Annotated in this window: 22 protein-coding genes; 13 read left to right on the top strand and 9 right to left on the bottom strand. The window is 54.7% G+C overall.

The features are described from left to right. From H6G13_RS17740 to H6G13_RS17730, 3 genes are all read left to right on the top strand, one after another. The gene (locus H6G13_RS17740) at positions 1–516 is read left to right on the top strand and encodes a 3'-5' exonuclease (protein ID WP_190485190.1); all 516 of its coding nucleotides are present in this window, start codon (positions 1–3) and stop codon (positions 514–516) included. Beyond that, the gene (locus H6G13_RS17735) at positions 513–989 is read left to right on the top strand and encodes a YchJ family protein (RefSeq protein WP_190485188.1); all 477 of its coding nucleotides are present in this window, start codon (positions 513–515) and stop codon (positions 987–989) included. Before H6G13_RS17740 ends, H6G13_RS17735 begins: the two co-directional genes overlap by 4 nt. A gap of 312 nt (positions 990–1,301) precedes the next feature. Then, positions 1,302–1,571 carry a GlsB/YeaQ/YmgE family stress response membrane protein gene (locus tag H6G13_RS17730; protein WP_190485186.1) on the top strand — a complete coding sequence of 90 codons (270 nt, stop codon included), beginning with the start codon at positions 1,302–1,304 and terminating at the stop codon, positions 1,569–1,571. Positions 1,572–1,770: 199 nt separating this feature from the next. Here the strand turns inward: H6G13_RS17730 and H6G13_RS17725 are convergent, their stop codons facing one another. The 3 genes from H6G13_RS17725 to H6G13_RS17715 form a co-directional block, all read right to left on the bottom strand. Next, on the bottom strand, positions 1,771–2,007 hold the full coding sequence (locus tag H6G13_RS17725) for a hypothetical protein (RefSeq protein ID WP_190485184.1): 237 nt from the start codon (positions 2,005–2,007) through the stop codon (positions 1,771–1,773). Positions 2,008–2,714: 707 nt separating this feature from the next. Then, positions 2,715–2,909, bottom strand: coding sequence for a hypothetical protein (locus tag H6G13_RS17720; RefSeq protein WP_190485182.1), 195 nt, complete (start codon positions 2,907–2,909; stop codon positions 2,715–2,717). 317 nt (positions 2,910–3,226) lie between these two features. Further along, positions 3,227–4,261 (bottom strand): hypothetical protein, encoded by a 1,035-nt coding sequence (locus H6G13_RS17715; RefSeq protein WP_190485180.1) that lies wholly within the window; start codon positions 4,259–4,261, stop codon positions 3,227–3,229. Positions 4,262–4,533: 272 nt separating this feature from the next. Here H6G13_RS17715 and H6G13_RS29530 point away from each other — a divergent pair, with 272 nt between their 5' ends. Next, the gene (locus H6G13_RS29530; RefSeq protein ID WP_190485178.1) at positions 4,534–5,208 is read left to right on the top strand and encodes a helix-turn-helix transcriptional regulator; all 675 of its coding nucleotides are present in this window, start codon (positions 4,534–4,536) and stop codon (positions 5,206–5,208) included. Positions 5,209–5,319: 111 nt separating this feature from the next. Here the strand turns inward: H6G13_RS29530 and H6G13_RS17705 are convergent, their stop codons facing one another. The 4 genes from H6G13_RS17705 to H6G13_RS17690 all read right to left on the bottom strand — a co-directional run bounded on the left by H6G13_RS17705 (position 5,320) and on the right by H6G13_RS17690 (position 11,952). Continuing rightward, positions 5,320–6,540, bottom strand: coding sequence for a pyridoxal-dependent decarboxylase (locus H6G13_RS17705; protein WP_190485176.1), 1,221 nt, complete (start codon positions 6,538–6,540; stop codon positions 5,320–5,322). Between the two features lie 122 nt (positions 6,541–6,662). Next, positions 6,663–7,151: a hypothetical protein gene (locus H6G13_RS17700; RefSeq protein WP_190485174.1), complete on the bottom strand. Its 489-nt coding sequence runs from the start codon at positions 7,149–7,151 to the stop codon at positions 6,663–6,665. Between the two features lie 23 nt (positions 7,152–7,174). Then, positions 7,175–10,321, bottom strand: coding sequence for an efflux RND transporter permease subunit (locus H6G13_RS17695; RefSeq protein ID WP_190485172.1), 3,147 nt, complete (start codon positions 10,319–10,321; stop codon positions 7,175–7,177). Positions 10,322–10,365: 44 nt separating this feature from the next. Next, positions 10,366–11,952 carry an efflux RND transporter periplasmic adaptor subunit gene (locus tag H6G13_RS17690; protein WP_190485170.1) on the bottom strand — a complete coding sequence of 529 codons (1,587 nt, stop codon included), beginning with the start codon at positions 11,950–11,952 and terminating at the stop codon, positions 10,366–10,368. A 150-nt stretch (positions 11,953–12,102) separates the two neighbouring features. Here H6G13_RS17690 and rppA point away from each other — a divergent pair, with 150 nt between their 5' ends. The 7 genes from rppA to H6G13_RS17655 all read left to right on the top strand — a co-directional run bounded on the left by rppA (position 12,103) and on the right by H6G13_RS17655 (position 20,809). Then, positions 12,103–12,789, top strand: coding sequence for a two-component system response regulator RppA (gene rppA / locus H6G13_RS17685; RefSeq protein WP_190485168.1), 687 nt, complete (start codon positions 12,103–12,105; stop codon positions 12,787–12,789). Continuing rightward, a complete protein-coding gene (gene rppB / locus H6G13_RS17680; protein WP_190485166.1) occupies positions 12,782–14,128 on the top strand; it encodes a two-component system sensor histidine kinase RppB in 1,347 nt (448 codons plus the stop codon). Before rppA ends, rppB begins: the two co-directional genes overlap by 8 nt. Before the next feature lie 116 nt (positions 14,129–14,244). Further along, the gene (locus tag H6G13_RS17675) at positions 14,245–15,378 is read left to right on the top strand and encodes an aldo/keto reductase (RefSeq protein ID WP_190485164.1); all 1,134 of its coding nucleotides are present in this window, start codon (positions 14,245–14,247) and stop codon (positions 15,376–15,378) included. A gap of 398 nt (positions 15,379–15,776) precedes the next feature. Beyond that, positions 15,777–16,679: a hypothetical protein gene (locus H6G13_RS17670; RefSeq protein WP_190485162.1), complete on the top strand. Its 903-nt coding sequence runs from the start codon at positions 15,777–15,779 to the stop codon at positions 16,677–16,679. Between the two features lie 29 nt (positions 16,680–16,708). Beyond that, positions 16,709–17,695, top strand: coding sequence for a DUF1822 family protein (locus H6G13_RS17665; protein ID WP_190485160.1), 987 nt, complete (start codon positions 16,709–16,711; stop codon positions 17,693–17,695). Positions 17,696–17,699: 4 nt separating this feature from the next. After that, complete coding sequence (locus H6G13_RS17660; RefSeq protein ID WP_190485158.1) at positions 17,700–20,021, top strand: CHASE2 domain-containing protein; 2,322 nt, start codon at positions 17,700–17,702, stop codon at positions 20,019–20,021. A 38-nt stretch (positions 20,022–20,059) separates the two neighbouring features. Continuing rightward, the gene (locus H6G13_RS17655) at positions 20,060–20,809 is read left to right on the top strand and encodes a DUF928 domain-containing protein (protein WP_190485156.1); all 750 of its coding nucleotides are present in this window, start codon (positions 20,060–20,062) and stop codon (positions 20,807–20,809) included. A gap of 104 nt (positions 20,810–20,913) precedes the next feature. On the opposite strand, the gene H6G13_RS17650 is transcribed toward H6G13_RS17655, so the two are convergent. Further along, the gene (locus H6G13_RS17650; protein ID WP_190485154.1) at positions 20,914–21,666 is read right to left on the bottom strand and encodes a response regulator; all 753 of its coding nucleotides are present in this window, start codon (positions 21,664–21,666) and stop codon (positions 20,914–20,916) included. Continuing rightward, positions 21,635–23,629: a CHASE3 domain-containing protein gene (locus tag H6G13_RS17645; RefSeq protein WP_190485152.1), complete on the bottom strand. Its 1,995-nt coding sequence runs from the start codon at positions 23,627–23,629 to the stop codon at positions 21,635–21,637. Before H6G13_RS17645 ends, H6G13_RS17650 begins: the two co-directional genes overlap by 32 nt. A gap of 153 nt (positions 23,630–23,782) precedes the next feature. Between H6G13_RS17645 and H6G13_RS17640 the strand changes: the two genes are divergently transcribed. Further along, entirely contained in the window at positions 23,783–25,228 is a 1,446-nt protein-coding gene (locus H6G13_RS17640; protein WP_190485386.1) for an alpha/beta fold hydrolase, read from the top strand. A gap of 211 nt (positions 25,229–25,439) precedes the next feature. Next, complete coding sequence (locus H6G13_RS17635) at positions 25,440–25,835, top strand: DUF4174 domain-containing protein (RefSeq protein WP_190485150.1); 396 nt, start codon at positions 25,440–25,442, stop codon at positions 25,833–25,835. Positions 25,836–25,887: the final 52 nt, after the last annotated feature.

Genomic DNA, 25,887 nt, shown 5'->3' with positions numbered 1-25,887 from the left:
ATGGACAATTTTGTCGCGATAGACTTTGAAACGGCAGATCGCTGTAGAGACAGTGCCTGCTCTATTGGGCTGGTTCGAGTTGAGGAGGGCAAAGTGGTCGATAAAGTTCACTATCTGATCCGTCCGCCTCGGCAGCACATTGAGTTTACCTATATCCACGGTATTGCCTGGCGTGACGTGGCAGGAGAGCCCAGCTTTGCAGAGCTATGGCCCACCCTTGAACCTATGTTTGAAGGGGTCGATTTTCTGGCGGCGCACAACGCCTCTTTTGATCGCGGTGTGCTCTCTGCCTGCTGCAATGCTCATAACCTCACCCCGCCTAGCTCAGCCTTTATCTGCACCGTCAAACTGGCAAGGGATACCTGGAATATTCGACCAACGAAGCTTCCCAACGTTTGTGAGTATTTGGGCATTCCGCTGAAACACCACGATGCCTTATCAGATGCTGAGGCCTGCGCCCGCATTGTGATTTCAGCTAACCAGTCAAAAGCTGCAAGCGGGAGAGCCTGCAGATGATAGAAAGCTCTCCCTGCCCCTGTGGCAGTCTCAAAAGCTACGCAGCCTGCTGCGAACCCTATCTGCAGGGCACGGCCCAGCCTCCGACGGCTGAGGCACTCATGCGCTCTCGCTACACAGCCTATGTCAATAGCAATGCAGACTATCTCTTGGCGACTCATCACCCTAGCAAGCGTCGGCTTGGCGATCTCGACAAGCTGCGCCAAAATTGCCAAAACACGACTTGGCGAGGGCTCTCTATTTTGGAGGCCAATGCAGGACAGCCCTCAGATGAAACTGGGACTGTTGAATTTGTCGCCCTTTACGGCACGACAACTGTGGCTCAGCTCCACGAGAAGTCTCGCTTTGTCAAACATAAAGGTCGCTGGCTCTATCTGGAGGGCGACCTGTTGCCGCCTCTAGCTCCTCAGCGTAGTGCGCCTTGCTGGTGCGGCAGTGGCAAGAAGTTTAAGCTCTGTCATGGACGGGGGTAAAGGAGACAGCCAGGTGCAGAGATGCGCTCTATCGTCTTTCTTTAGTTGGGGGCTGCAGTTAAGCTGTCTCAGTCTTAGGGGCGGCTAGCTATCATACTTTGTGCTCAGCTCGCTTTCCGTCTTTGGATAGTCAAAATTTCTCCTTGCCGCTAATAAGCTAATAAACATAAGAAAGCGGCATACAACTGCTTTTTAATTGACCGATAAACAGCCATATAAACAACAAACGCTTCTAGTCATATCCAATCATATTGATGTAATCGATTGAGATTGCCTGTTGACTTCTAGAGCGTTTTACACTGGAGGAAACCAATGAACATTCTGGCTTGGATCGTATTAGGTTTGATTGCAGGTGCGATCGCAAAGGCGATCTACCCCGGCCACCAGAGCGGCGGCATTGTCGGAACCCTGATCCTGGGTATTGTGGGTGCTTTTATTGGCGGTAGCTTGTACGCTCTGCTGACAACAGGAACGTTAGCCCTGACCTCGGCCGGATTGAGTCTCGGCGGCGTCGTAGTTGCAGTTCTGGGTGCTGTTCTTGCTCTTTGGCTCTACTATGCTTTTGCCCGCAGAGCCTACTAAAGGTGAGCTAAAACAGCCGCTCATGACTGGCAGTACAAGTAAAACTGTACCTATCATTGGGCACTGCAGCTAGAGATAGATATACCTGAAGAAGTTGACCCCGCTGGCTCTGCTGGTGGGGTTTTGTTTTGCCTGTAAGCACGGAGAAAGGGACAAAGCAATGCTGCCGAAGCTGGCAAGCTTTGTAGTAGCTAAGGGTCTAAAGCAGTGTCGGGTTTATTGGGCCAGTTTGGGGAATGGCGCTATCCTCGACCCAAATAAGAAACGAGCTGGTGGATTCTGCTGGGACAGACTGCAGGCCTTGAGTTGCCTCCTGATCTTTTTGAACCTCTGAGACAATTAGGTCAATTAAGCCGTGGATACGACCAAGCAGTTCCTTAGTATGAACTAAGGTTTGGCTTCGCTGGATTAGCAATTCTTTTAGTTCAGAAGACATGCAAATGTCTCTCTACGATAGAAGACTTCAGCATCCTATGCTGAAGTCTTCTATCTGCTCTTGCTTAGGGGATGACTACGGGTTAATTTTTTGCGTTCATCAAACGTTTCGCTAAGCCTTTCACCTCCACATACCTCTAAAGTTGGAGCTGAGATGAGAGGTGAGGGTGTTTGCGAGGCACTGAGGAAGGGCTAGGTTGGTATTGCTGGGCTAGTAGGCTTTATGAAGTTAACAGTCTAAATCAGTATTGGGGTTGATCAAGCAGCTTGGGAAAATGGCGCTATCTTCGACCCCAGTGTACGAGATCCTAGGTTCCACCGAAGTAGAGGGTCGGTTCTGAGCCGTCTCCTGAACTTTCTGAGCTTCCAAGGTAATTAGGTTTATCAATCCGCAAATGTGACCAAGCAGTTCCTGAATATGAACTAAGGTTTGGCTTCGCTGGATTAGCAATTCTTCTAATTCAGAAGACATGCGACTACCTCTTTATTATAGAGGGATTCAGCATTTTATGCTGAATCCCTCTACCTACTCTTGCTTAGGAGGTAGCTACGGGTTAATTTTTTGCGTTCATCAAATGTCCTGCCAAGCCTCCCACTTTATACATGTTTTTATACATTTCTGAAGTTTTGTTAAATAGGCAATAATGGTGCGCCTATTCGGCAGTAATGCATTCTATAAAGGAGCGATCGTACTGATGCGCGAAGCTCCTAATTCGGCTGTATCAGGGCGGCATTTAGCGGGTATTTCTGATTGACTTGACGGAGGGCAGTGGCTCTTTCTTCAGGATGCTGGAAAGTCGCAGCAATCTGTAAGCTAATCTGCGGATCCTCGGCTTGTAGGGCTACAGTAAGCATTTGCCATAGCGTATCGCGGCGGCCGAAATCGGGGCCAATTGTTGCCACTGCTTCTAACGCTTTGGTCAGTACCTCGCTGGCTCGGTTCGAGTCGCCTTGAGCGGCATACCCTAGCGCAATGGTGACGCCATTGAGGGCACTTGCGTTGGCCTCTTGCAGGTTACCATTGAGGCGATCGGCCAGATCATATTGCCAGGTCGAGCGGTTGGTGTATATAGAGGGGGCGTACTGAATACCGATTAGACTCTTTAAGCATTAGGGTAATGCCCCTCCTATAACTGTCTAACTAGACTGGATTTGTTGGCATCAAAAGTAGGAACAGCTAGAGAAGGGTTGTACTCACCCGACAGCTGTAGTGTTTGGACCTATGCAAGGTTGAAGTCAAACTCGGCTAAAGCCTCATCAACGTCTAGTTTGAGGAATCGGGCCAACGGAGTGTAATACCAGCGAAGTGAGGAACTGGGGTCAGCTTTCATTGCCTTGAATCCTAAGGCCAGGGCCAGGGCTTCAAGCCGAGGATGAATCGTGATGGTGTATATGTCACACAAATTGGGGTAGACCTCTTGCATCTGCGCCAAGGTTGCTTGGGAGTCTTGTAGAAACTGGCAGGCCGTTGAATAGTTCCAGTATTGTGAATGGATCTGCCAACTGCGGACAAACACGGCGTAGCACTCCTCATTCCCAGGAAGCGCGACCCGAATTGGGTCATCATTATCCAGCGTGCTCAAATGCAGGCTTACACTGGGGGGCTGATGAAACTTCTCTTCAGAGTTAGGGTGTGTTGGGAAAAAGGTTGCAAAGCCCACAGGTTCATCGTCTGAGGCCTTTCTTAACACCCGCAAGCCGCTAGGATACTGAGCAGCCCACTGGCGCAAAACTTTTGTGATTTTGAATGATGTCATCTCAGATCGCTGACTGACCCAGCTATAGCTTTCCTCTAGGAAAGCTGCTACAAGGGAGGCGTCATTGCGTACATCAAAGGCATCTACGTAAAGTTGAGCACTATGTGAATTTGTCTCCTTAGGAAGGAAACTATCTGGGATCTGCAAACTTAGCCGTGTAGGACCGCCATCAAAGGGTGCGCGTCTAACTAAATGCTTGGCAACGAGCTGGTCGATCATCATGCCTGCAGAACGCTCACTTCCCCGCGACCGATCGCTGTAAAACAGGTCCGCTGCTTGGCTATGGGAGCAGTCAAAAGTTCCTACGTAACTGCTCAGAGTTGTGACCGGCGCAGGGGCTTCTCTCTGCTGCAGATAAGCATAGCCCCAAAGTCTAACAAAGCAGATCGCTTGTCTGCGGGTCAACCCTGACTGGCCCACAATGTATTGGGCGTAACGGTCTTGATGCACCTGGGGAAACCATACATTCACATCACTAGCTTTAGGTGCGTTGTTCATTCCCTGAAGTGGCAGATTGTATTGCTGAGCTTACTATTTCACGAAAACTTCACTCTATTTCAGGCTGATTCCGGATTTTACGGATGACTAAACCTCTACCTCAACAGTATTGAAGGGTCTTCTCGCCTCTCCTAGGCAGGTTCAAGCATCAATGACACTGTTGGAAACAGGATGATTCGCGGCCAGAGGTAGCATTCCAGCTTCTTCTAGAAACCAGGCTTTGCAAGTTATTCCTGTCAGGGATTCTCCATCATCTCTATGAGGATAATCAGGTGTCACATGCCACAACTTCAGTTAAACAACAGCCTCCAAACTTAGTTGTACTACCGTCTCTAGCCTCTCCGGTAGAGCCTGAGGTACTCCCGTCCGATGCCATTACGGCTGATTATTTAGCCATTGTTTTTGAAACGGTTTTAGGCCGTATTTTTCCATCTCAAGGCCTGATGCTATTAGACTCGCAGGGGCGTCTTTTGCAGAGCAGCCCCAAAGCTAGACTGCTTTGCAAAACCCTGCAGGGTGCTCCTGATATTGCCTCAGGTAAGCAGGGAAGGCAGCCTAATGACCAGCTCCCAAGAGAGATTGAGAAGCTAGCTGATTACCTCATTGAGAGCCGCCAGCTGTTTCCAGGGCAGCCCGTTCAATTACAGGATGATATTTTCCGTAGCGACAAAACGCGAATGCAGATCCAGGCGGAATGGATCGCCTTGGATGCTCAGCAGGCATCACACATCGTTGTTACGCTTGAGGATCTTACAGAGGTGGCTCATCAAAGGGCTTTATTTGACGCATTTCGGTATCGATTAACACCGAGAGAGGCTGAGGTATGGGAGCTATACCTACAAGGTTTTTCATACCGTCAGATTGGAAAGGCGTTATTTATCACTATCAATACCGTGAAGCGACATATGAAAAGTATTCACGTAAAACGGACGTTTAGAGCGGACTAATGAATACTAAGAAATAGGTATCTTATGAAGCTTGAAGCCGTTAGGTAACATTCGAATACATCGGTAATCTATAGGGCTTAACTACACGCAAAGCGAGCCTGCTCCAAGCCATTACTCGATACGTTGTCCTAGTTCGGCCGCTGTGAGGATATCTGCGATCGCAGCATCGATATCTACCATTGGGTTTGCTGCGACAGACCTGACCCATAGCTGCTCCCCTACGACGGCAGACGACAGCATTCCAGTTGGCGTGCGTGCTAAGAACTCCTCGATTGAGCAACCGGTCGGCCGAAACACCGTCACTGCCGTTTCGGGCTCACCCCACAGCTCCAGATGAGGGCTGGCAGTGATTGCGATCGCAAGCCGCTGTGCAACCTCCATCAGGTGATCTAAGCGGCTCACAACCCCTTCTTGGCCCCAGGCTAACAAGGTAGCCAGCAGGGGAATCGCAGCGGCCGAGCGCGAGCTCTGCACCCCAATGTTGGGCTTTGCCAGATAGCCGCTGCCAAAACCGATGGCTGCATTGGCCGCCTCCAGCTCCCGAAACATGACAATGGCCGAGTCCTTAGGCTGGAAGAACCACTTGTGCGCAGAAACTGCGACCGAGTCCGCTCGTTCTATCCCGTCTAGCAGGTGGGCGTATCGCCCGCTCAGTCGCAGGGGGCCTGCCCACGCGGCATCGACATGGGTCCAACGCGCAGTGCCTGCCAGCTCAAGCGGATCGATGCTGCCCGTGGCTGTCGTGCCTGCGGTGAGAACCAGGCACGCGTCGTTGAGGTCTGGCACAGCGTTTACGTCCAGCCGTCCCCGCCCATCAACGGGCACCTCAATCAGCTCAAGTCCGAGTAGTCTGCAGGCTTTGGCGACGCTCAGGTGCGCTACTTCAGAGGCAACCACCTTCCGGATACCAGCGGCATCTCGGGCGGCCCAAATACCTGTAAGGTTCGCAATCGTGGACCCAGCACAGAAGTGCCCGCCACCCATGCCAAAGTACGGTGCGAGCCAGCGGATCACAGTTGTTTCCGCCTGCGTCGCAAAGGGAGAACTCGACTCGTGCAGGAGGTTCTGATTCAGGCTGGCATTCCATAGAGACATGGCCCAAGTGATCCAGGGTGTGGGCGGGTCCATGTGCGCCAGGGCGACGCTTGAGCCGAGTTGAGTGGCCTCTCCGAGCACGTGACCTGAGAGCAGATCAAGCGAAGCGATCTCGCCGATGCCCTGCTGCGGCAGATCTTGGGGCAAGCCCGCAGCGGCTGCAGGCACATTGCGAAGCAGTTCGAGCGCATACTCAAGACCTGCATCCGGCAGAAAACTTCGGTCCTTGCTGGTCATTCGACCTCCAAAATGGCTGTAGATTTCCCATCACAGCAACATATCCCCAACTTTATCGGTTGGGCAATGGTTCTTTAATTTGTGATGCTTGAAAAGCTTTGCACAGGATGGAACCAGAACGTCTACTTGGAAAAATTAAAACGTCCATTAACTTTCTCCCCTTGGACGTCCGTTTGGACTACAACCTTGTATTCTCCGGCTGCTTGCGTAGGTAGAAAGGCGAAGAAGTGTTCTCCTGGGGCATCGTAATCCATAGGTACTTCCTGCTGGGTGCCATCAGGAAGCTGCACTTGGGCAACTACCGTAGCGTCAGTCACGGCTTCGTGGGTATCTCCAGTTTGCAGGTACAGATCAAGGTGAATGCCGTCTGCTTCAGTGACGGGAACCAGCTCCATATGGTATTCACCCGTCTCAACTACCTGCCCTCCTTTAGTAGCCGCAGTGTGGTCGTCGGGGGAGGGTTGAGAACTGGCTGGTGCTTCTGTGCTGCTGGCTGGCGCTTCTACGCTGTCAGTGACGGGAGCCGTAACAGTTGGAGTTTCAGCACCACCGCAGGCGGCCAGCGCCAGGGTGCCAGTCAGAAGAACCAATTGCAAAATCAGAGAACGCATGGGACACCTCTTTTAAGTAAGCATTAAATAGAACTGACGGGTCGGTGACCATTGGCCGTGGCCCCAACTTCAGAATCAGAGCTGATGTCAACGGCTGTCTGTGAAGGCACTAGATGACGGCCAAACAGAGCATAGAGGGCTGGCAACACAATTAGGGTTAGAGCAGTAGAGGTAAAGAGCCCCCCCAGCACAACCACTGCCAGCGGCTGCAGAATTTCTCGACCGGGGCCGGTGCCGATTACCAGGGGCAGCATTCCCAGGGCGGAGGTAAAGGCCGTCATCAAGATGGCGTTGAGCCGCTCCATCGATCCGGCAAAGAGAACCTGGGGGAGGGGCATACCGGTTGCCAGCTTGGTGTTGTAGTTGTCTACCAGTAACAGACCGTTGCGGACAGCCACACCGAACAGGGTGATGAAGCCGACTAGGGAAGCGACGGACAGCACCCCACCGCCGATCGCAACCGAGAAAATGCCGCCCACCACCGCTAGAGGCAGGTTGAACATGATCATAACGGTGGCCGGGAAAGAGCGAACGGTGAAATACATCAAGACAGAGATCACGACCAGGGCCAGGGCTCCAAACACTAGCAGGTTCTGAGTGGCCCGCTGCTCTGACTCAAACTGGCCGCCGTACTGAATGAAATAGCCTGGTGGAAACTGCACCTGCTGACGAACTTGATCCTGAATATCAGCAATCACAGAGCCCAGATCGCGTCCGGCTACGTTGGAGGAGACAACGATCAGGCGCGAGACATTTTCCCGGCTGATGGCGTTGGGTCCGGTGCCATAGTCTATCTGGGCTAGCTGGGCCAGGGGAATCTGTTGCCCGGCAGGGGTGTCAATGAGCACGTTACGCAGGGTATCGAGATCGCCTCGGGCGCTGGCATCAAACCACACCACCAGATCAAAGAGCTGCTGCTCCTCTAGCACTTGAGACACCACCCGGCCATTGAGAGCCGTTTCTACCGTATCGGCTAGGGCGGCCATGCTGAGCCCATAGCGAGCGGCAGCAGCACGGTCAAAGCGAATCTGCACCTGGCGAACGGGCAGCTGAGGGGCAAGCTGTAGATCTACTACCCCTTCAATTGTGCCCATCACAGTAGTGACTTCGGTGCCTAGACGACGCAGTTCAGCCAGGTCGGGGCCAAAGATTTTGACTGCGATCGCACTTCGCACCCCTGAGAGCACCTCATCCATGCGGTGGGAGATAAAGCCGCCGATGCTAGCTGGAACACCAGGTAGCTTGGCAAACTCTGCGCGCAGGGCATCTAGGGTCGCTTCCCGGTCTCTCATGCCCTCGTCACTGAGCTCAACGTCAAGCTCGGCAAAGTTAGATCCGACGACGTGGGGATCGCCGGGAGCTCGCCCGGAGCGCATCTGAATTGTGGTAAAGCGAGGGTCTTCTTTGAGCGCATCCTGTACCGCTAAGCCAGCCCGGTTTGTAGCCGCTAGTGATCCCCCTGGAAACAAACTCATGGAGGCCACTAGCGATCGCTCCTGGAACTCAGGCAGAAAGACTCGCCCCAGCGCTGGCAGGACAGCCAGGGAAGCCACCAGCATTCCTAGCGCCACTAGCAGGATCAGCCGAGGTCGCCTTAGGGCCAGGCGCAGGCCCGGTTGATAGAGCCGTTGGCCCCAGCGAGAGACCCAAGTTTCTTCTGTCGGCAAGGGTGCGTAGGCCAGCAGAAACGCGCAGAGTGCAGGCGATAGCGTCAGGGCGACCAGAGTAGAGGCAAAAATCGCCACCAGGTAGGCAATGCCCATCGGCGCAAAAATTCGCCCTTCTACTCCACTAAGCGCAAAAATAGGCGCAAAAATCACTGCAATAATTACGGTGGAAAAGAGCACGCTAGTGCGCACCTCCACAGAGGTGTCGTAAACCACCTGAAACGGGTGCTTAGGGCTGCCCTGCTGGTGGTTTTGCCGCAGTCCCCGGTAGCAGTTCTCCATATCGACAATGGAGTCGTCTACGACCGAGCCAATCGCCACAGCCAGACCGCCCAGGGTCATCGTATTGACGCTCAGGCCGAACCAGTTGAGCAAAATCAAGCAAATCAGCAGCGACATGGGAATGGCGCTAAGGGTGATGACCGCTGTCCGCCAGTTCATCAGAAACAGCAGCAAAATCACCGAGACAATGATGATGCCGTCCCGCAGCGAATCCCGCACGTTGCGGATAGAAGACTCGATGAAGTCCGCCTGGCGAAAGGTGCGATGAATGGTGACATCAGGCGGCAGGCTAGAGCCGACTTCCGCTAGGGCCGCTTCTACCTGCCGGGTCACCGTCAGGGTATCTGCGATTGGCTGCTTGTTGATCAGCATGACCAGCGCCAGTTGGCCGTTAAGGCTGCCATCTCCTCGCTTTAGGGCTGGCCCGATGGCGACCTCGGCTACATCCCGCAACAGCACCGGCGTCCCGTCCCGCGCCTTCACCACTGACTGCTGCAAATCCTCAATTGACTCGATGCGGCCAATCCCCCGAATCAGGAGTTCCTGGTCGGCATCAATCAGGTAGCCCCCAGCCCCGTTTTGGTTGGCGGCAGCAGCGGCTTCGCTGACCTCCGCTAAAGTAACTCCAAAGGCGCTCAGCTTGGCCGGATCTACCAGTACCTGATACTGCCGCTCCTCGCCACCAAAGACCGTGATCTGGGTGATGCCGGGCACGGCCAGCAGCCGGTTGGTCACCTGGCGATCGACCAGCTGCCGCACGTCCATTAGCGAGGTAGAGTCTGCTGTGAACGCGTATTCTAGGATGATGCCCAGGGGCGAATTGAGGGGAGCAAGCTGGGGCGCTTCTACCCCCTCTGGTAAGCGAGACTGGGCCTGCTGCAATCGCTCTGTAATTAGCTGCCGCGCCTGGTAAACATCGGTGTCCCAGCCAAAGACTACCCGCACAGCTGAAGCGCCTGCCACTGAGCTTGAGCGCACCGCTGTTACGCCGGGCGTGCCGTTGACTGCGCTCTCAATCGGCAGCGTTACCAGAGACTCCACCTCTTCAGGCGCAAGGCCAGGGGCTTCGGCCTGGATCTCGACCTGGGGTGGGGCAAAGCTGGGGAACACATCTAAAGACATCTGGCTCAGGGTGCGGAGGCCGTAGAGGGTAATCAGGATGGCTCCAATCACCACAATCCAGCGTTGAGCAATGGACCACTTGAGAATCGCGTTCAGCATAGAGGGCAGATAGGGATGGGGGAGAGGACACAGGGAAGCGGTGATTAACGCGGCCCAACCTTGGCCTCAGCCGGATCTCGATCTGGGGTCAGCGTAAAGGAGGTCTCTGGGGTCAGCGGCTCAGCCGCTACCGTTGCTGGACGAGAGCGGCGACCCAGGAAAAAGGCAGCTGCGGTAGTGGCTGCGATCGCAACTCCCCCCAGCCCCCAACCCCAGACCGGCATCTGAAAACCAGCCTGAGTCACGACGGGTTCAGCGGTGGCAGTCTCTTCTCCGCCCCGCAGTGACTGAGCATAGAGCTGCAAAGCCCCCTGCACCACCACCTGATCACCCTCAAAGAGGCCAGCCTGAACCTCAACTTGCTCTCCTGCCTTACTGCCCAGGGTGACCTCTACCGGCTCAAACGCTTGGCCATTTTGCACAAAGACCAGGGAGCGCCCGTCTGCCTCCACCAGAGCGCTAGCCGGAATTGCCAGTACTGCGTTTGGGGTACGCTCCGTCAAAATCTCAAGCTCGGCAAACATGCCTGGCTTGAGTAAGTCACTGGCATCTTCTAGTTCGGCGGTGACGGGGATGACCCGCGTGGCCCCATTGACCACCGCACCCACCGTCACCACGCGTCCGGGGAAGAACTGATTGGGCAGGCTGGCCACAGTTGCCCTGACGGTCTGACCCTCGGCGACTTGGCCTAGATCTTTTTCATAGACGTTGGCCGTCACCCGCAGCCGATCGCCGTTGACGATACTCATGATCGGCGTTACTGCTTCTTCCACCGTCTCACCCAGGGTGATTGGGCGCTCTGCCACCTTGCCTGAGATCGGCGCAACGACGGTGACAATGCCCCTTTCGGTGGCGGGGCTGTTTAACTGCTGTAGGCGAGTTTCGTAGGTGGTGGTGCTGAGTCGAAGATGGGACTGGGCTGCCTCTAAAGTTGCCTGTGCCCGCTCTACTTCCGCCTGGGCTTCTAGCACCGGCTGGCGGCTCTCAGCTCGCGTCAGCTGACTGCGAGCTTCAGCAAAGTTTGATTCTGATTCGAGGAGTTGCTGCCGGGCAATCGCGCCTGCGCCTGCCAGCTGCTGGTTTTGCTCATGGCGGTCTTTTGCTAGGGCCAAGTGCTGGCGGGCCGCTTCAATTTCAGTCTCTGCGATCGCAACCTGCCGCTCATAGTTTCGCTGGGCTAGGGTGAGATTCGTCTGGGCCTGCCGCAGGTCGGCCTCGGCCCCTACCCGCTCCTCCTGAGACGCTACCCGCAGCTCAATTAAATCGGGCGCACTGACTTTTGCCAGCGGCTGCCCCTTTTTGACAACATCCCCCGGCTGCACCAACAGCTCGACGACCGTGCCGTTGATCGGGGCATTTACCATCCCCTTTTGATCGGGCTGAGTCACCAGTTCCCCGGTCGTCTGAATGCCCCTGCTCAAAACCTGCTTTTGCACAGGAACGACCTGAATACCTAGGCGGTCAGCGGTGGCCGGATCGACCTGGACGCCGCTAGCAGGTTGACTTGATCCTGAGTTAAATTCTGAGCCGTGATCGTGCCCCGTATGGGCGACAACCGCAATGGGCACAGTCAGCAGCAGCAGGCCCATCAGGGCAGCCGGCACAGAGTGAGGAAAGTAGCGAAAACGCATAGGGGCAAGTAAGTCAGCGGGAGAAGCGCGAACAGAAGGCTTTGCCCAGGACAATATCAGCCAATTATCAAACCAGGATGAAATTTGTGGTTTCTCTCTTCTCGCCCTAAAATTTCAACGAGATTTCACAGGAGACACTCAACGTCAGCCATGCGGATACTGCTGGTGGAAGATGAGATAGACCTGGGAGAAGCTATTCGCCGAGCGCTGCTGCGGGAAAAGTATGTGGTTGACTGGGTGCAGGACGGTGGGTCGGCCCTGCAGATCCTGGAAAATTCTGATTTTCCCTACACTCTGGGGATTTTTGACTGGTTGCTGCCTGAGCTTTCGGGCCTAGAGCTGTGTCAGCGGCTGCGATCGCAATCCAACCCTTTGCCAGTTCTGCTGTTAACGGCCAAAGACCGGCTAGAAGATCGAGTCGCCGGTCTAGATGCCGGTGCAGATGACTATTTGATCAAACCCTTTGGCATGGAGGAACTGTTAGCTAGACTGCGGGCTTTACAGCGGCGCTCCCCCGCCTTTCAACCCACCCGACTGCGGGTGGGCCGCTTAGTTTTGGACTACGGCACCTCCACCGTCACGGTGGTCGATACTGCTTCGCTTCAGCCTGTATCTCTGACAGCGAAGGAATTTCAGCTCTTAGAATGTTTCATGCAGCATCCCAACCAGATTTTGCCCCGCGAGCAGCTGATGAACCGGGTCTGGTCGATTGAGGCAGATCCGATGAGCAATGTTGTGGCAGCTCAAATTCGGTTGCTGCGGAAAAAATTGGCCGACTATGGCTGTGAAGCCCTGATTGAAACAGTCTATGGGATGGGCTACCGATTCAATGCGTAATTTAAAACCTGTCCTGCATAACCGAGCCTTTAGAGTGACCCGTTGGCGGCTCACTGCGCTCTACGTCAGCACGATGGGGGTGATTTTGGCCGCTAGTGCGATTGGATTTTACGTCGCTCTGGCCCAAGATCATCGGCGGGAGATCGACCATCGCCTAGAAACCGTCGCCAGCACCCTCCACGACAGCCTAGAGCCATCCTTGGAGCAGCCAGGGCAGCTTACCCCGGTCGTCTGGCAGCTGTTGCCCAGCCTGTGTTCAGCCACGGCAGACTGCCCTCAGCCTATCCCTGATCGCCACGTCTTGAGCCTAATGCACCAAGAGGGCTACTACCTGCGCTTTCTGAATTTATCGGGGGAGGTGCTTGCGATCGCAGGTCAGCTTCCGGAGCAAAGCATTCAGCCTCCAGAGGCGGGGCTCTATACCCTGCAGGCATCAGATGGCCGGAGCTACCGTCAAATGTCTCTGCTGCTAAAAAACAATGCCGGTAACCCCTGGGGGTACCTTGAGGTAGGCAGTTCTCTCCATCTGCTAGATAGACATCTCGCTTGGGTTAAGCTGGCGCTGCTGGGCGGCCTGCCTGTGGCCTTTGGGCTGGTTTGGGGGGCGAGCTGGTGGGTTGCAGGCGTAGCGATTCGGCCTGCCTACGGAGCCTACCTCCAGATCCAGCAGTTCACGGCGGATGCGGCCCATGAGCTGCGCACCCCGCTGGCCGCTGTGCGAGCTTCTGCTGAATCGGTCAGTCGGGCTCCCTATATTTCTGATGCAGAAGCTCGCGATATCTTGCAGGTGATTACCCGCCAAAGCCAGCGCTTGGGAACTCTAGTGAATGATTTGCTGATCCTCTCGCGGCTAGATCAGCCTAGCGCTAAAGCTCAAGAAACCTGCTGCTGTCTGCAAGATCTAGTCGCTGATATTGAGGAAGAACTTTCAGCCTTAGCTGTGACCAAAGACATTCAGCTCACAGCCGTCTATGACAAGCAGCCTGCCCTTTGTGTCCGTGGCAATGAAGAACAGCTCTACCGCACCGTTTTGAATGTAGTGGTTAATGCTTTGGAGTACACTTCACAAGGCGGAAAAGTTACCATTCACCTCTCTGGTCGTGATCGCCAAGCCTGGATTGCCATAGAAGACACGGGCATTGGCATCTCCCCGGCAGATCAGGCCCAGATTTTCGACCGGTTTTACCGGGTTCACCCTGACCGCTCTCGCCACACAGGTGGCTCTGGCTTAGGACTTGCGATCGCACAGGCTATTGCTCGCGCTCATGGCGGCAATATCCATGTTAAAAGCGAGTTGGGCAAGGGCAGCTGTTTCACCATTCAACTACCCACTCGTTGACGCAACTCTCAACAGACCGTGAGCAATGTTGTACCAAGATTTAGCAAGTAAATCCAAGACTCATTTGCAGATTTCCCCGATAGTAGTTCTTGTCGGGCGCTGAAAGGCACAACGCTATGGATTACTACACTTTAGGAAAAACGGGTCTCAAAGTGAGCCGGCTATCGCTGGGCACGATGACCTTTGGCGACGATTGGGGCTGGGGTGCCGATGAAGCTAACGCGCGGCAGATTTTTGATACCTACCTAGCTGCAGGCGGCAACTTTATCGACACGGCCGATCTCTACACTAATGGCAACAGTGAACGTATGCTGGGCCAGTTTGTCAAAGAGAGCGGCACCCGCGATGCTGTCGTGATTACCACGAAATTTAGCTACAACGCCCAACCGGGCAATCCCAATGCGGGCGGCAACGGACGCAAGAATATTCTACGGGCGGTGGAGGGCTCCCTACAGCGCCTAGGTACCGACTATATCGATGTTTACATGCTGCACACCTGGGATCAGGTAACGCCTGCAGAGGAAGTTGTGCGCACTTTGGATGATCTCGTGCGCTCTGGCAAAGTGCGGCACGTGGCGCTCTCAGATGTGCCAGCCTGGTACTTGGCTCAGGCTCAGACCTTGGCCCAGGAGCGTCACCTGGAGCCAATTAGCACCATTCAGCTGGAATATTCCCTGGTGGAGCGCAACATCGAGTTTGAGTACCTATCTCTGGCAAAAGCGCTGGGTACCGGCATTATGGTGTGGTCGCCGCTGGCCAGCGGCCTGCTCTCGGGGAAGTACCAGCCTTCGCAAAACGGGCCTGAGGGGTCGGGCCGACTAGCGACGCTGGCGGGCACCAACAACCCGGCATTTAATAAGTTTACTGAGAAGAACTGGGCTGTCGTTACTGAGCTGGAGCAGGTGGCCAAGGAGCTGGATCGCTCGATGGCACAGGTGGCGCTCAACTGGGTGGCCCATCGTCCGGGGGTGGCTTCGGTGATTATTGGTGCTACTAAGCTGCACCAGCTGCAGGATAACCTTGGGGCGCTTGATTTTGACATGCCGCTAGAGCTGCGCCAGCGCTTAGATGCTGTTAGCCAGCCGGAGGCGCGCTTTCCCTACACTTTCTTTGAAAAGACGCTACAGGGCATGATTACCGGCGGTGCTACGGTGGGCGATAAGCCCGCTAGCTACCATCAGCCGCTTTTGATTGAGGGGGCTGGGGCTGGCGTGACCTCTGAAGAATCTACTGGTGAATCTAGCCACTAAAACTCGGCTGGCTACAGAGCCCATGCGATCGCATATTCAGAGAGAGGGTAGTGAGATGCGATCGCATGGGCCTATTTACTAGGGCTGCAATCTGCTTCAGATGACCAGTGGACATCATGGGTTTTATGCAAATTGAAAAAACTGGCCCCTCAAATCACCCTTTTTAAGAAAGCTCTGGCGCTTTGCATAAAATCGAGCCGAACAGACTGAGTGAACAATAGTCACATTCAGCTCAGAACTATGTACAGTTTTATACCTTGCCCTCTCTCGACCATTAAGAACAGTAATCCCGGCTATGGAGTTGACGATTTCCAGCCACAATCGGAAGGCCTCCATTACAGTTAGGAGGATAAAGAGTGCCTCGGCCAAAGGTCGCCAACTCGTGAGAGATTTGCCCTATGGAAGCGCAACTAGAGCAGCTGATTCAGCAGGCTCAACAGGCTGATGTAGCAGCGGCAGAGCGATCGCAAGTCATTGCAGCTATTGCAGAAATTCTGTTGCGATCTCGAAAAATTGGCCGTCCGCCTGCGGGACAGCCCCTTACAGAGATTTACCAAGAGCTCTGCGAGCGCCTCCGACAGCAGCTACTGCAGGATCTGCCCCCTGCCCTCAAAACTTACTCCCAAGCGTTGCCAGCTCGAGAGTGGGCTACCGCCCTACAGCACCAAGCGGCTCGCAAAATCCTCGACGACAACCAGCTCAAACAGATTGCCCTCGAAGCCCAAAACCATCCCCCCCAAAGCGCCCTGCGCCGCCATGCCCTAATGCAGCTAGTAGAAGCCATCCGGCTCTCAGGCCGATTGGCCCGTCCCCACCGGGGCAAGTTCTCTCCCCAGTTCTACGACTTGCTCCACGAAGAGGCCGTCAACAAGACCCTAGCCTACCTATGCCGACACATCGACAGCTACGACCCAGCACGGGGCCAAGCCCAGAAATTTATGAACTGGGTCAACTTTCGGCTAGATCGCACCTTGATTGAGTGCCGGCGGGAATTTAGCGATCGCAACACCACAGCCCTACCCAATCTAAACGACCTCGAAACCCTGCCCCAACCCGAAACAGCCCCCTCTCTAGCCGATAACGTGCACGACTATATCAGAGCCGACCCCGACGGAGACTTTCAAGCAACCCATGTTAGAAACCGCCCCGATGCCAGCTTCCAAACTATTGCCCTGGCGCGGCTGATGGGGAAAAGCTGGGAAGAGATCTCAGCAGATTTGGGGATTAAAATTCCGACCCTCAGCAGCTTCTTCCAGCGATGCTGCGACAAATTCTCTGCCAAATTTCAGGAACTGCTATAACCGCCATTTACGTTTTGGAAGCACCATCTATGAGTTACCCCGATGACGCCACCACTTTCTCAGTTCCGCTGGCTTTAACAGCCCACACCCAAGCAGAGCGCTTTCGTCAGCAGCACGCCAATCCGGCCAAAGCTAAACAGGTCTATCTCAATACCTTGGCAGTCTATGCCGTGAATTTTTATCTAGACTGCTTAGCCATCGACACGGATCTAGCCCACAGTAAAAGCTGGAACCCGATTCAGCAGACCTTGTTAGATACGGCAGACTTGCTCGTCAATCACCGAGGCTGCTTGGAGTGCCGCCCTGTGCTGCCAGAAGCCACCACCTTAAATGTCCCTCCCGAGACCCATCAAGATCGCATTGGCTATGTTGCGGTGCAGCTCGATCAAGATCTCAGGCAGGCAACCCTGCTGGGGTTTCTTGCCAGTGTCAGCACTGAGCGGGTGCCGCTGGAGCAGCTACAGCCCCTAGAGACCCTGGCTGAACACCTAGAAAAGTGTGCTGCTGTAGCGCCGGTTGGGAGTAGTGAGACGGGGGCTGCGACGGTTCCTGAGAGCCAGTCTCCGCCCATCGCATCTCAACTCAGTCAGTGGCTGCAAAATCTAGCAGCGGCAGGCTGGCAAACGGTAGAGCAAGCCCTGACTCCCCAACAGCCTGCTTTTGGTTTTAGAGGTGAGCGGCCTCTAGAAGCAGACACTCCGCCTGTGGTACAGCGGCGTAAGCAAATTCAGCTACCCGAGGCAGAGGGCTCGCCCATTCAGCTCACTATCGGCCTCAGCCCCCTCCCCGAATCTGAAATGGAAATCTGGGTCCAGGTTAGCCCTACAGGCGACCAGCGCTATCTTCCCCCCCATCTGCATCTGCTTGTGCTAGACGATCTAGACACCGAGGTGATGCAGGCAGAGGCCCGTAGCACAGAAGCCATCCGGCTCCGATTCACGGGTACCATTGGCGAGCAGTTCAGCCTCAAACTGACCCTTGGCAATACCAGCATGATTGAGGCTTTCGTAATCTAAAGCCATGACAGGCAAGCTAGTTACCCTCAAGCTAGAAGGAGACTTGGAGCAGGCCGGATTTCAGGCAACCCTAGAAATTGGACCTGAAGGAGAGCGGCCTGCCATCGAAGTGTTGGGCGCGCTGCCCTCCAACCCTGAGCTGCTGAAGGCGCTAGAATCCTGGCAGCAGAGCTACCACAGCCTCAAAGGCCCAACTCGCATCAAGCCCAAAGAAATTGTCTACCTGGGCTCAATCCACTCGCTAGAAACCTGCCAGCAGAGCGCTAAAACTTTGCGGCAGCGTCTCAAGCACTGGATGGCATCCGACCCTTTTCGCAGCATCGACCAGAAATTGCGGGAAGAGCTTCAGCGGGAAGATACTGTCCGAGTACTGATTCGCACTGCTAGCGCCCAGCTTCACCAAATGCCCTGGCATTTGTGGGATATTGTTGACCGCTATCCTAAAGCAGAAGTAGCGCTCAGCCTCCCCGCCTTTGAGCGCAGAGAGAACCCAGCTCCGACTCGCCATGCCCCTGTAGTCAAAATTCTTGCGATCTTGGGCCACAGCGCAGGCATTGATGTAGCCATCGACCGGCAGCTGCTAGAGTCTTTGCCTCAGGCGGCAGTGACCTTTTTGGTGGAGCCTCAGCGGCAGCAAATCAACGACCAGCTTTGGGAAGCCCCTTGGGACATTCTCTTCTTCGCAGGCCACAGCGAAACTGTTGAAACAACTGGACGGATTCACCTCAATCCCGAGGAGAGCCTCAGCCTCGAAGAACTCAAGTACGGCCTGAAGCAGGCGATTACTCAAGGGCTGCAGCTCGCCATTTTCAATTCCTGCGAAGGACTGGGACTGGCCTACACACTGAAGGAACTGGGCCTGCCTTACATGATTGTAATGCGCGAGCCTGTGCCCGATCGCATTGCCCAGGTGTTCCTACGCCACTTCTTGCAGGCCTATGCTGCGGGCAGTTCCCTTTATCTGGCAGAGCGGCAGGCGCGGGAGCGGCTGCAGGGCCTAGAGGGAGAATTTCCCTGCGCTAGCTGGCTGCCCGCCATTTTTCAGGCGATGCCCGATGCTCCCCCAGACTGGCAGCATCTGCAGCAGCCCAAACCAGCCCAATCTCCTACCAAACCTCAAGAAAGTGTGCCGCTGACACTGCCCGTAGTCATGCTGACCAGCCTGGCTGCTGCGGTGCTGGTTGGCGCTAGCCGCTGGCTGGGCGTGCTGCAGCCGCTGGAGCTAAAGGCACTGGATTGGCTTATGGGTCAGCGTCCGACCGAAATTTTGCCAGAGCGGGTGCTGGTTGTGGAAGCGACGGAAGCAGACCTCAATGAGTATGGCTACCCCCTGCCGGATGCTGTGCTGGCCCAGGCCATTCAAAAACTCCAAAAATATCAGCCTCGTGTAATTGGGCTAGATATCTTTCGGGCTCAGTTAGACCCTGCAAGCCCGCAGCTCGGTCAGCTTTTGGGCGAAACCGACAACTTAATTGCCCTCTGCAGCGTGGGCACTCCAGACAACCCGAATAAGCCTGGAATTCCCTCACCACCTAATGTCCCAGATGAACGGTTGGGCTTTAGCAACGTGGTCGTTGATCCAGATGGAGTAATTCGACGGCATCTGCTTTTTATGCAGCCTAGCTCCAATAGCCCCTGTGCGACTCGTTTTGCCCTCAGTACCCTAGTCGCTTTTCATTATTTAGAACAGGCAGACATTCACCCTGAAAATCTGGCAGATCACCGTCTACAGCTGGGTAAGGCTACGTTTGCTCCGCTGGAAAGCAATACAGGACCGTATCATCAGGCCGATCACTGGGGCTTTCAAGTTTTGCTCAACTACAGCCGGACTCGTTCTGCGCCGCGCAGCCTCTCTCTATCAGCGCTGTTGCGAGATGAGGTCGTCCTAGAAAACCTGGCAGACCAGGTCGTTCTGCTGGGCGTGACGGCTCCAATCTCTAACCCCACTGACTATTTCTTAACCCCATTTGGGGCAAGACAGTGGCCCCTACAAAAAACCTCAGGTGTTTTCCTACAGGCTGAGATGGCTCATCATCTGATTGCAGCCGCTATGGATGAGCGGCCTGTACTAACCGCTTTACCTGGCTGGGCTGAGGGACTGTGGCTGGTGGGTTGGGCTTTGATCGGGGGGGGAATTGGGTGGAAGCTGTCTCGATTTAAGCTGTGGAGCCTAGGCTTGGGAGTTAGCATTGTGCTGCTTTATGGTGCTTGTCTAGGGCTATTGATTCAAGGGCTCTGGGTACCGTTGGTGCCTGCGGCCTTGGCGCTAGTTGGCAGCAGCAGCGGGTTGCTGCTGTATAGGGTGCAAAAAAACAGGCCCGCCTGATTCAGAACTGCAAGCAGTCTATTGGAGGAGGACAGGGCATGTTTCAAAAAACGCGAGGATTACGAACCAATTTGCTTAAAAGACTGACGCTGCTGCTGGGGTTGGCTCTCTGCGGCTGTGAGCAGTCCATTCCGCCGGAGCCTAAGGCGGGGGAATGGGTTCAATACGAGCCGCCTAATCGGGGTGCCCCTGGTGAAACCAGCGATCTAGGCAGTAGACCGTTGTGCAGAAGGGCCGCAACTCCATTTACCTCCATCAGTCCCTCGACTAACTGGGGTGAAACCTTAGAATCGCACCCGACTTTTTGGCTGTACCTGCCTTATCAAGCTAGCTCAGTGCGGTTAATCTTGCGGGATGAGCCTACCCAGGAGGAACTTTATCGCACGACCTTTGCGGTGTCTGGTCGCGATGGGGTGGCACGCTTTCGGCTGCCGGAAACGGCCCCTCCTTTAGAAGTCGATAGGCTTTATAACTGGCAGTTTGACTTTATTTGCGACTCAGAGAATCGTTCGCGGTTTCGGGTTAGAGGGCTGGTTGTACGGCGTGCCCTCTCGGAGGAACTGCAAACTCAGCTGAGGGAAGCCGCTGCTCAAGAGCGCGTTGCTCTGCTGGCAGAACAGGGCTTTTGGTACGATGCCCTGACTGGGCTAGCCGAACTGCGTTTAACAGCACCAGACCCTATCTTGGATGCTGGTTGGGCGGTGCTGTTGGGCCACGCCAGTGTGGGGCTAGAAGATCTGGCAGAAAAACCTTTGTTGGACTGCTGTACGGAGGAGGGCGAGCCTTAGCTGAAGAAGATCAAGACAAGTGTGCTTTGAAGTGCGATCGCACTAGCCCCCTCTGCTCCCGATGGTGCGCTTCCCACGCACACCTCCAGCACAGTATTAATCTGCTAAAGGAGTATCTCGGCTTGCTTTCTCTCAGTGATATTTTTTAACAGGCCGTCTACAACAGGCTGCCCAGCAACTGTGTTGAGCGCTGTGGTCAGCAACACCCATACCTGGACGCCATCGGGGCGGCAAATCTGCACCTCCTGCTCTAGCGGCTGGGAGGGCGGCAGGCTCTTATGGAGTCGGTAGCACTCGCGCAAATCAAGCAAAGCCAGCATATTGGCCTGTTCGAGAGACTCTGCCCCCAAAATTTCTAAAAAAGCAGGATTGCTTTCAATCAGTTCATTGTCTAGCCCAGCGCGAAAGACGCCTACCTTGAGCCGAGTGAGCAACCCCTGCAGGCGGATTTCGAGCAGGGCTGCCTGCTGCTCTTGCTGCTGTCGTTGTAGGGCTAGGCGAATGGAGGCGGGCAGGCGGACATAGCGGCCAGAGGCCTTGAGTACATAGTCATCTAGCCCAGACTGCAGGGCTTCGACTGCAACTTCCTCAGTGCCCGTGTTGGTAAACATAATGACAGGGCATTGAGGATAGTGAGCCTTGACGGCTCGCAGCACCTCTATCCCAGTGCTCCAGCGTAGCTGGTAGTCGGTGATGACAGTATCAAAGCAGCCACCCATCAGCGCCTGCTCAAACGCATCTGCGTCGATAACCTCCGTTACCTGGAGCTGCGCAAATTCCCGGCGTAGTTCCCGCATCACCAGCATTCGGTCGCTGCGGTTGTCGTCAATGAGCAGAATGTTCAGGGTTTGAACCATGGGAGGAACGAGAGGCAGTAACAGCTTTGGGTAGGGCAATCCAGAACCGGCTGCCTTGGCCTAGGTAAGACTCAACCCCAACAGAGCCTCCCATGCGCTCTATGCCAGTGCGGACAATTGCCAAACCAATGCCCGTACCCGCGTAGCGCTCATTGCCGTGCAGTCGTTCAAACACCTGAAAAATGCGCTCTTGATATCTGGGAGCGATACCGATGCCGTTGTCAGACACCCACAGTTTGACCCAATCCTGCTGGCTCTGCCTCTCCTCTTGAGCATAAATCTCAATGTGAGGAGGCGTTCCTGGCTGCACAAACTTTATGGCATTACTCAATAGGTTGACGATCACTTGAACCAGGATTGAGTGGTGAGCATAAACAACCGGCAGCTCACTGCTGAGGGTGATTTGAGCCTGGCTCTCTTTAATTGGAGCGGCAAGCTGCTGCTGCGCTTCCTGCACCACAGCGGCTAGCTGGGTCGGCCGCGGATTAATTTCCTGTCGGGTCAGACGGCTGTAGGCCAGTAGGTCTGAGATGAGAGTTTCCATCTGCACCGAGTCTTTGATGATGGACTGGATGTACTCCTGCCCCAGAGGATCGATCTGGTCGCCGTAATCTTCTATCAGCGCTTGGGCAAAGCCCTGCATAGTGCGAAGCGGAGCCCGCAGGTCGTGGGAGACTGAGTACGTAAAAGCTTCTAGTTCCTGGTTCATTTCCTGCAGCTGCAGGGTGCGCTCTTCTACTCGCTGCTCTAACTCCGCTGCATAGGTCTGCAGCTGATCTCGGAGCTTAGACTGCTCAAGTGCGATCGCAAGCTGCGCCGCCACTTCCTCAACAATAATCCTAGCCTCCTCGTCAAAAGCAGCGGGAGCAGCGGCAGCAAGGGCTAACTCGCCGATCAGTTTCTCCTGTACCATCAGAGGAATGCTTAGGCAACTGCGAATGCCCCTAGAGTGCAGCTGCTCGTAAAGAGACAGAGGCTGCTCAGAAGTTGTCAAATCCTCTATGTAACGAACTTGAGGGTGCTCTAGCTCGTCCCCTGAAGCACAGTCCTCTAGGGGTAAAACCATGCCTTCAGCCGGGTACAACTCTGCCTCGGCACTGCCTGCTAGAATCTGGGCGTGCTGGCTGCTTGGGTCAAACAAAGCTACCAGCGCCTGCTGACTCGCCACTAGCTGCCGCAGGTGAACCAAAGCGCCTCGCACCAAATCACTGCTAGATTCAGCAGCCAAAATAGAGCGATCAATATCATGCAATACAGCTAGCCGTTGAGCCGAGCGCTGGGTGGCTTCGGTTTCTTGTCTAGCAGTCTGCAAAGCCTCTTCATAGTTACTAGAGACTCCTAGCACCAAGCGGCGAATCAAGTAGGCCAGTATACTCCCTACAGCCAAAGCCAGTATTAGGCTCGTGGCAACTACAGCTTCAGTGGTCTCCTGGGCTCTCTGGCTGCGCTGGTCGCGCAGCTGTTCTTCTACAGCAATGAAATCTGAAATCTGCTGCCGTAGCCGGTCCATCTTCTGTTTCTGTAACCGTAGCAGGGAAAGGAGCTCTACTTCTCCTTGCTGCCGCTGGTCAACGGCAGGCCCAATTAAACGGCTCAACTCCTCGTACTCGGTCTCAATTTGCTCAATCCGCTGGCTCTGGCTGGCATTGTCTGAAACCAGCCGCTGTAGCTCGTCAAACGAGGAGCCAGTAATAACGCTGGACTGCTCGTAGGGTTCTAGAAATTCCGGCTCGCCAGTTAACAGGTAACCCCGCACGCCGGTTTCCATATCAAGCAGCAGCTTCTGGACATAGTTTGATTGGGAGATCACCCGGTCGGTGTGGTCTATCCAGTTGAGAGCATCCAAAAGGCGAGCAATTTGCAGAATGGAAACCCCTGCCAGCAAAAGCAGGAGCACAATAGGCAGGGTGATTGCATAGACCAGCCTGCGTCGAAAAAGAGTCTGGGAAAGTTGCGGCAGCATGTCCCTATGCTAATGCCAGCTAGTAAGACAGCCTCTTTGGTAGAAGAATCGTTAGCTTAGATTCTGGTATCTCTTTAACGTTTGCAGCGATTGGCTGAGGTCGATAAGGGTGATAGGAGTAATAGTACAAGCCGGTGAAGATTAGACGTGAACTTGAACTATAAACGTTTGGGGCTACTAGTACTGGCAAGCCTGCTGATTGTCTCATCATGGCTGGGAATCGCTGGAGCCCGATCCAATCTAGAGGTGCGATCGCTCCAGCGGGCGGGTGTTCCCCTGCTTTACCTGGCTCCTCAAGGGGCGAGAGCGGTACCGGGCGTTCTAGTGGCCCATGGTTTTGCGGGTTCCAAGCAGTTGATGCTGGGCTATGGGCATGTACTGGCTCATGCAGGCTACGCGGTAATGCTGTGGGATTTTAATGGGCATGGGGCCAATGGAGCTCGCCTGCAGCGGGATCAATTGCAGCAAAGCTTGGACGTTGCTTTGGCAGCTCTATTAGAACAACCCCAGGTTGATCGGGATCGTCTGGCACTTCTAGGGCACTCAATGGGCAGCGGAATTGTGATGTCGGCTGGCGTTCGCAGCCCAGATCGCTTTGCTGCAACAGTAGCAGTTTCCCCAACCGGAGCGAACATAACGCCTCAAACTCCCCGCAATCTTCAGCTGCAGGCAGGCGGTGGGGAGGGAAGATTTATTGCCAACGCCGAGCGGCTACTGGCACAGGCCGGGGGAGAAGATACCAATTTAGCAGCAGGACAGGGACGAGAACTTGTTGTCGTGCCCGGTGTGGAACACATTACCATCCTCTTTAGTGACGGCAGCCATCAGGCAGCCCTGCGTTGGTTAGATGCAACATTTGAGAGACCTAGTAACAGCCAGTATGTTGACCGGCGGATGGGTTGGTACGGCCTGCATCTGCTGGGTTGGTTAGTAGGATTGGCGGCAGTGGCTCCTCTATTCGGGCAACCCAGAACAACTGTCAAAACATCTTCTATCCAACGTTGGTTAGGTTTAGGAGTCGCGCCCCTGACGGCAACCGCAGGACTTGTGTTGCTGGGCCAGCGGCTTAATCTTCAGGATCTAGGCGGGGTTCAAGTGGGGGGCGCAGTGGGCGTCTGGTTCCTAATTGCAGGATTAACCTGGCTGGCAGTGCTGGGGCGGGTGCCTCGTCCTACCCTTCGCACCGTTGGGTTAGGGATTGTGCTGTTTGGGGTTCTCTGGGTCGCCTTTGGTGCAATGGCTCAGGTAGTCTGGCTTCAGTGGTGGCTAATCCCCATTCGATTGAGATTGTGGCTGCCGATTGCGATCGCATGTCTTCCCTGGTTTCTAGCCTCTGGAGTAGTGCAGGAAAACATTGGAGTCAGCAAGCGCATCCTTTGGTGGCTAGGACAAACCATCATCTTGGTTGGTGGCTTCGTGCTGACGCTAAACTTTCTGCCTCAGTTGGGCTTTATGTATCTGCTCCTACCGCTGTTTCCCCCGTTGATGGGAGTTTTGGCTCTGGTTGCAGGATCGTTGAATCGTTCTTGGGTTTACGCGATTGGCTCTGCTCTGTTCTTCGGCTGGCTGCTGGCAGCAGGTTTTCCCCTGTCTGCTTGACCTATCCGTTTTAGAGCCCGCACCTTAGAATTAGCCCCTGCCACAAACATTTGTCTACAGTGAAGAGGTAGTTTCCGTCCGAGCGATGCAGTCCTTATCTATGCTTTTTGCCCTTTCTGGCCTTCTACAGGGCCAGGGCTACCCTCAGCCCCTCACCCCTATGATTGATGGGTTAAACCTTGCTTATTCTTTGCATTCGGAGGCAACCAGCGTGACCTCAAAGGCTGAACATCAATTTGAGCTGAGCGACTATCAATGGCAGCATCGTCTTGTGCTGGTCTTTGCACCTTCAAATGACTCACCTGATTATCAACAGCAGATGCAGACATGGCAGGCAGACACGACAGGTATTAGCGATCGCAACCTCAAGTTAGTGGAAGTTTTGGGAACTGGAGAAAGCCGAGTCGATAGTGAGCCCATTAGCCCAGCATCAGTAGCAGGGCTAAGACAACAGTTTGGAGTCCCTGTTGACCAGTTTTCGGTGATTCTGGTGGGTAAGGATGGGACAGAAAAACAGCGGAGCCAATCCCCGGTTGATCTAGCGCTGTTATTCCGCACCATTGATGCGATGCCGATGCGTCAGCAGGAAATGCGCTCTCGGTATTAGCTTGATGCCACCTACCTCATAGTCCTCCAGCCAATTGATTAGAGCCAGAAGA

The organism is Pseudanabaena sp. FACHB-2040, assembly GCF_014696715.1.
In the GTDB taxonomy this organism is placed as follows: domain Bacteria; phylum Cyanobacteriota; class Cyanobacteriia; order Phormidesmidales; family Phormidesmidaceae; genus JACVSF01.
This window is presented reverse-complemented; position numbering and strand designations above follow the sequence as displayed.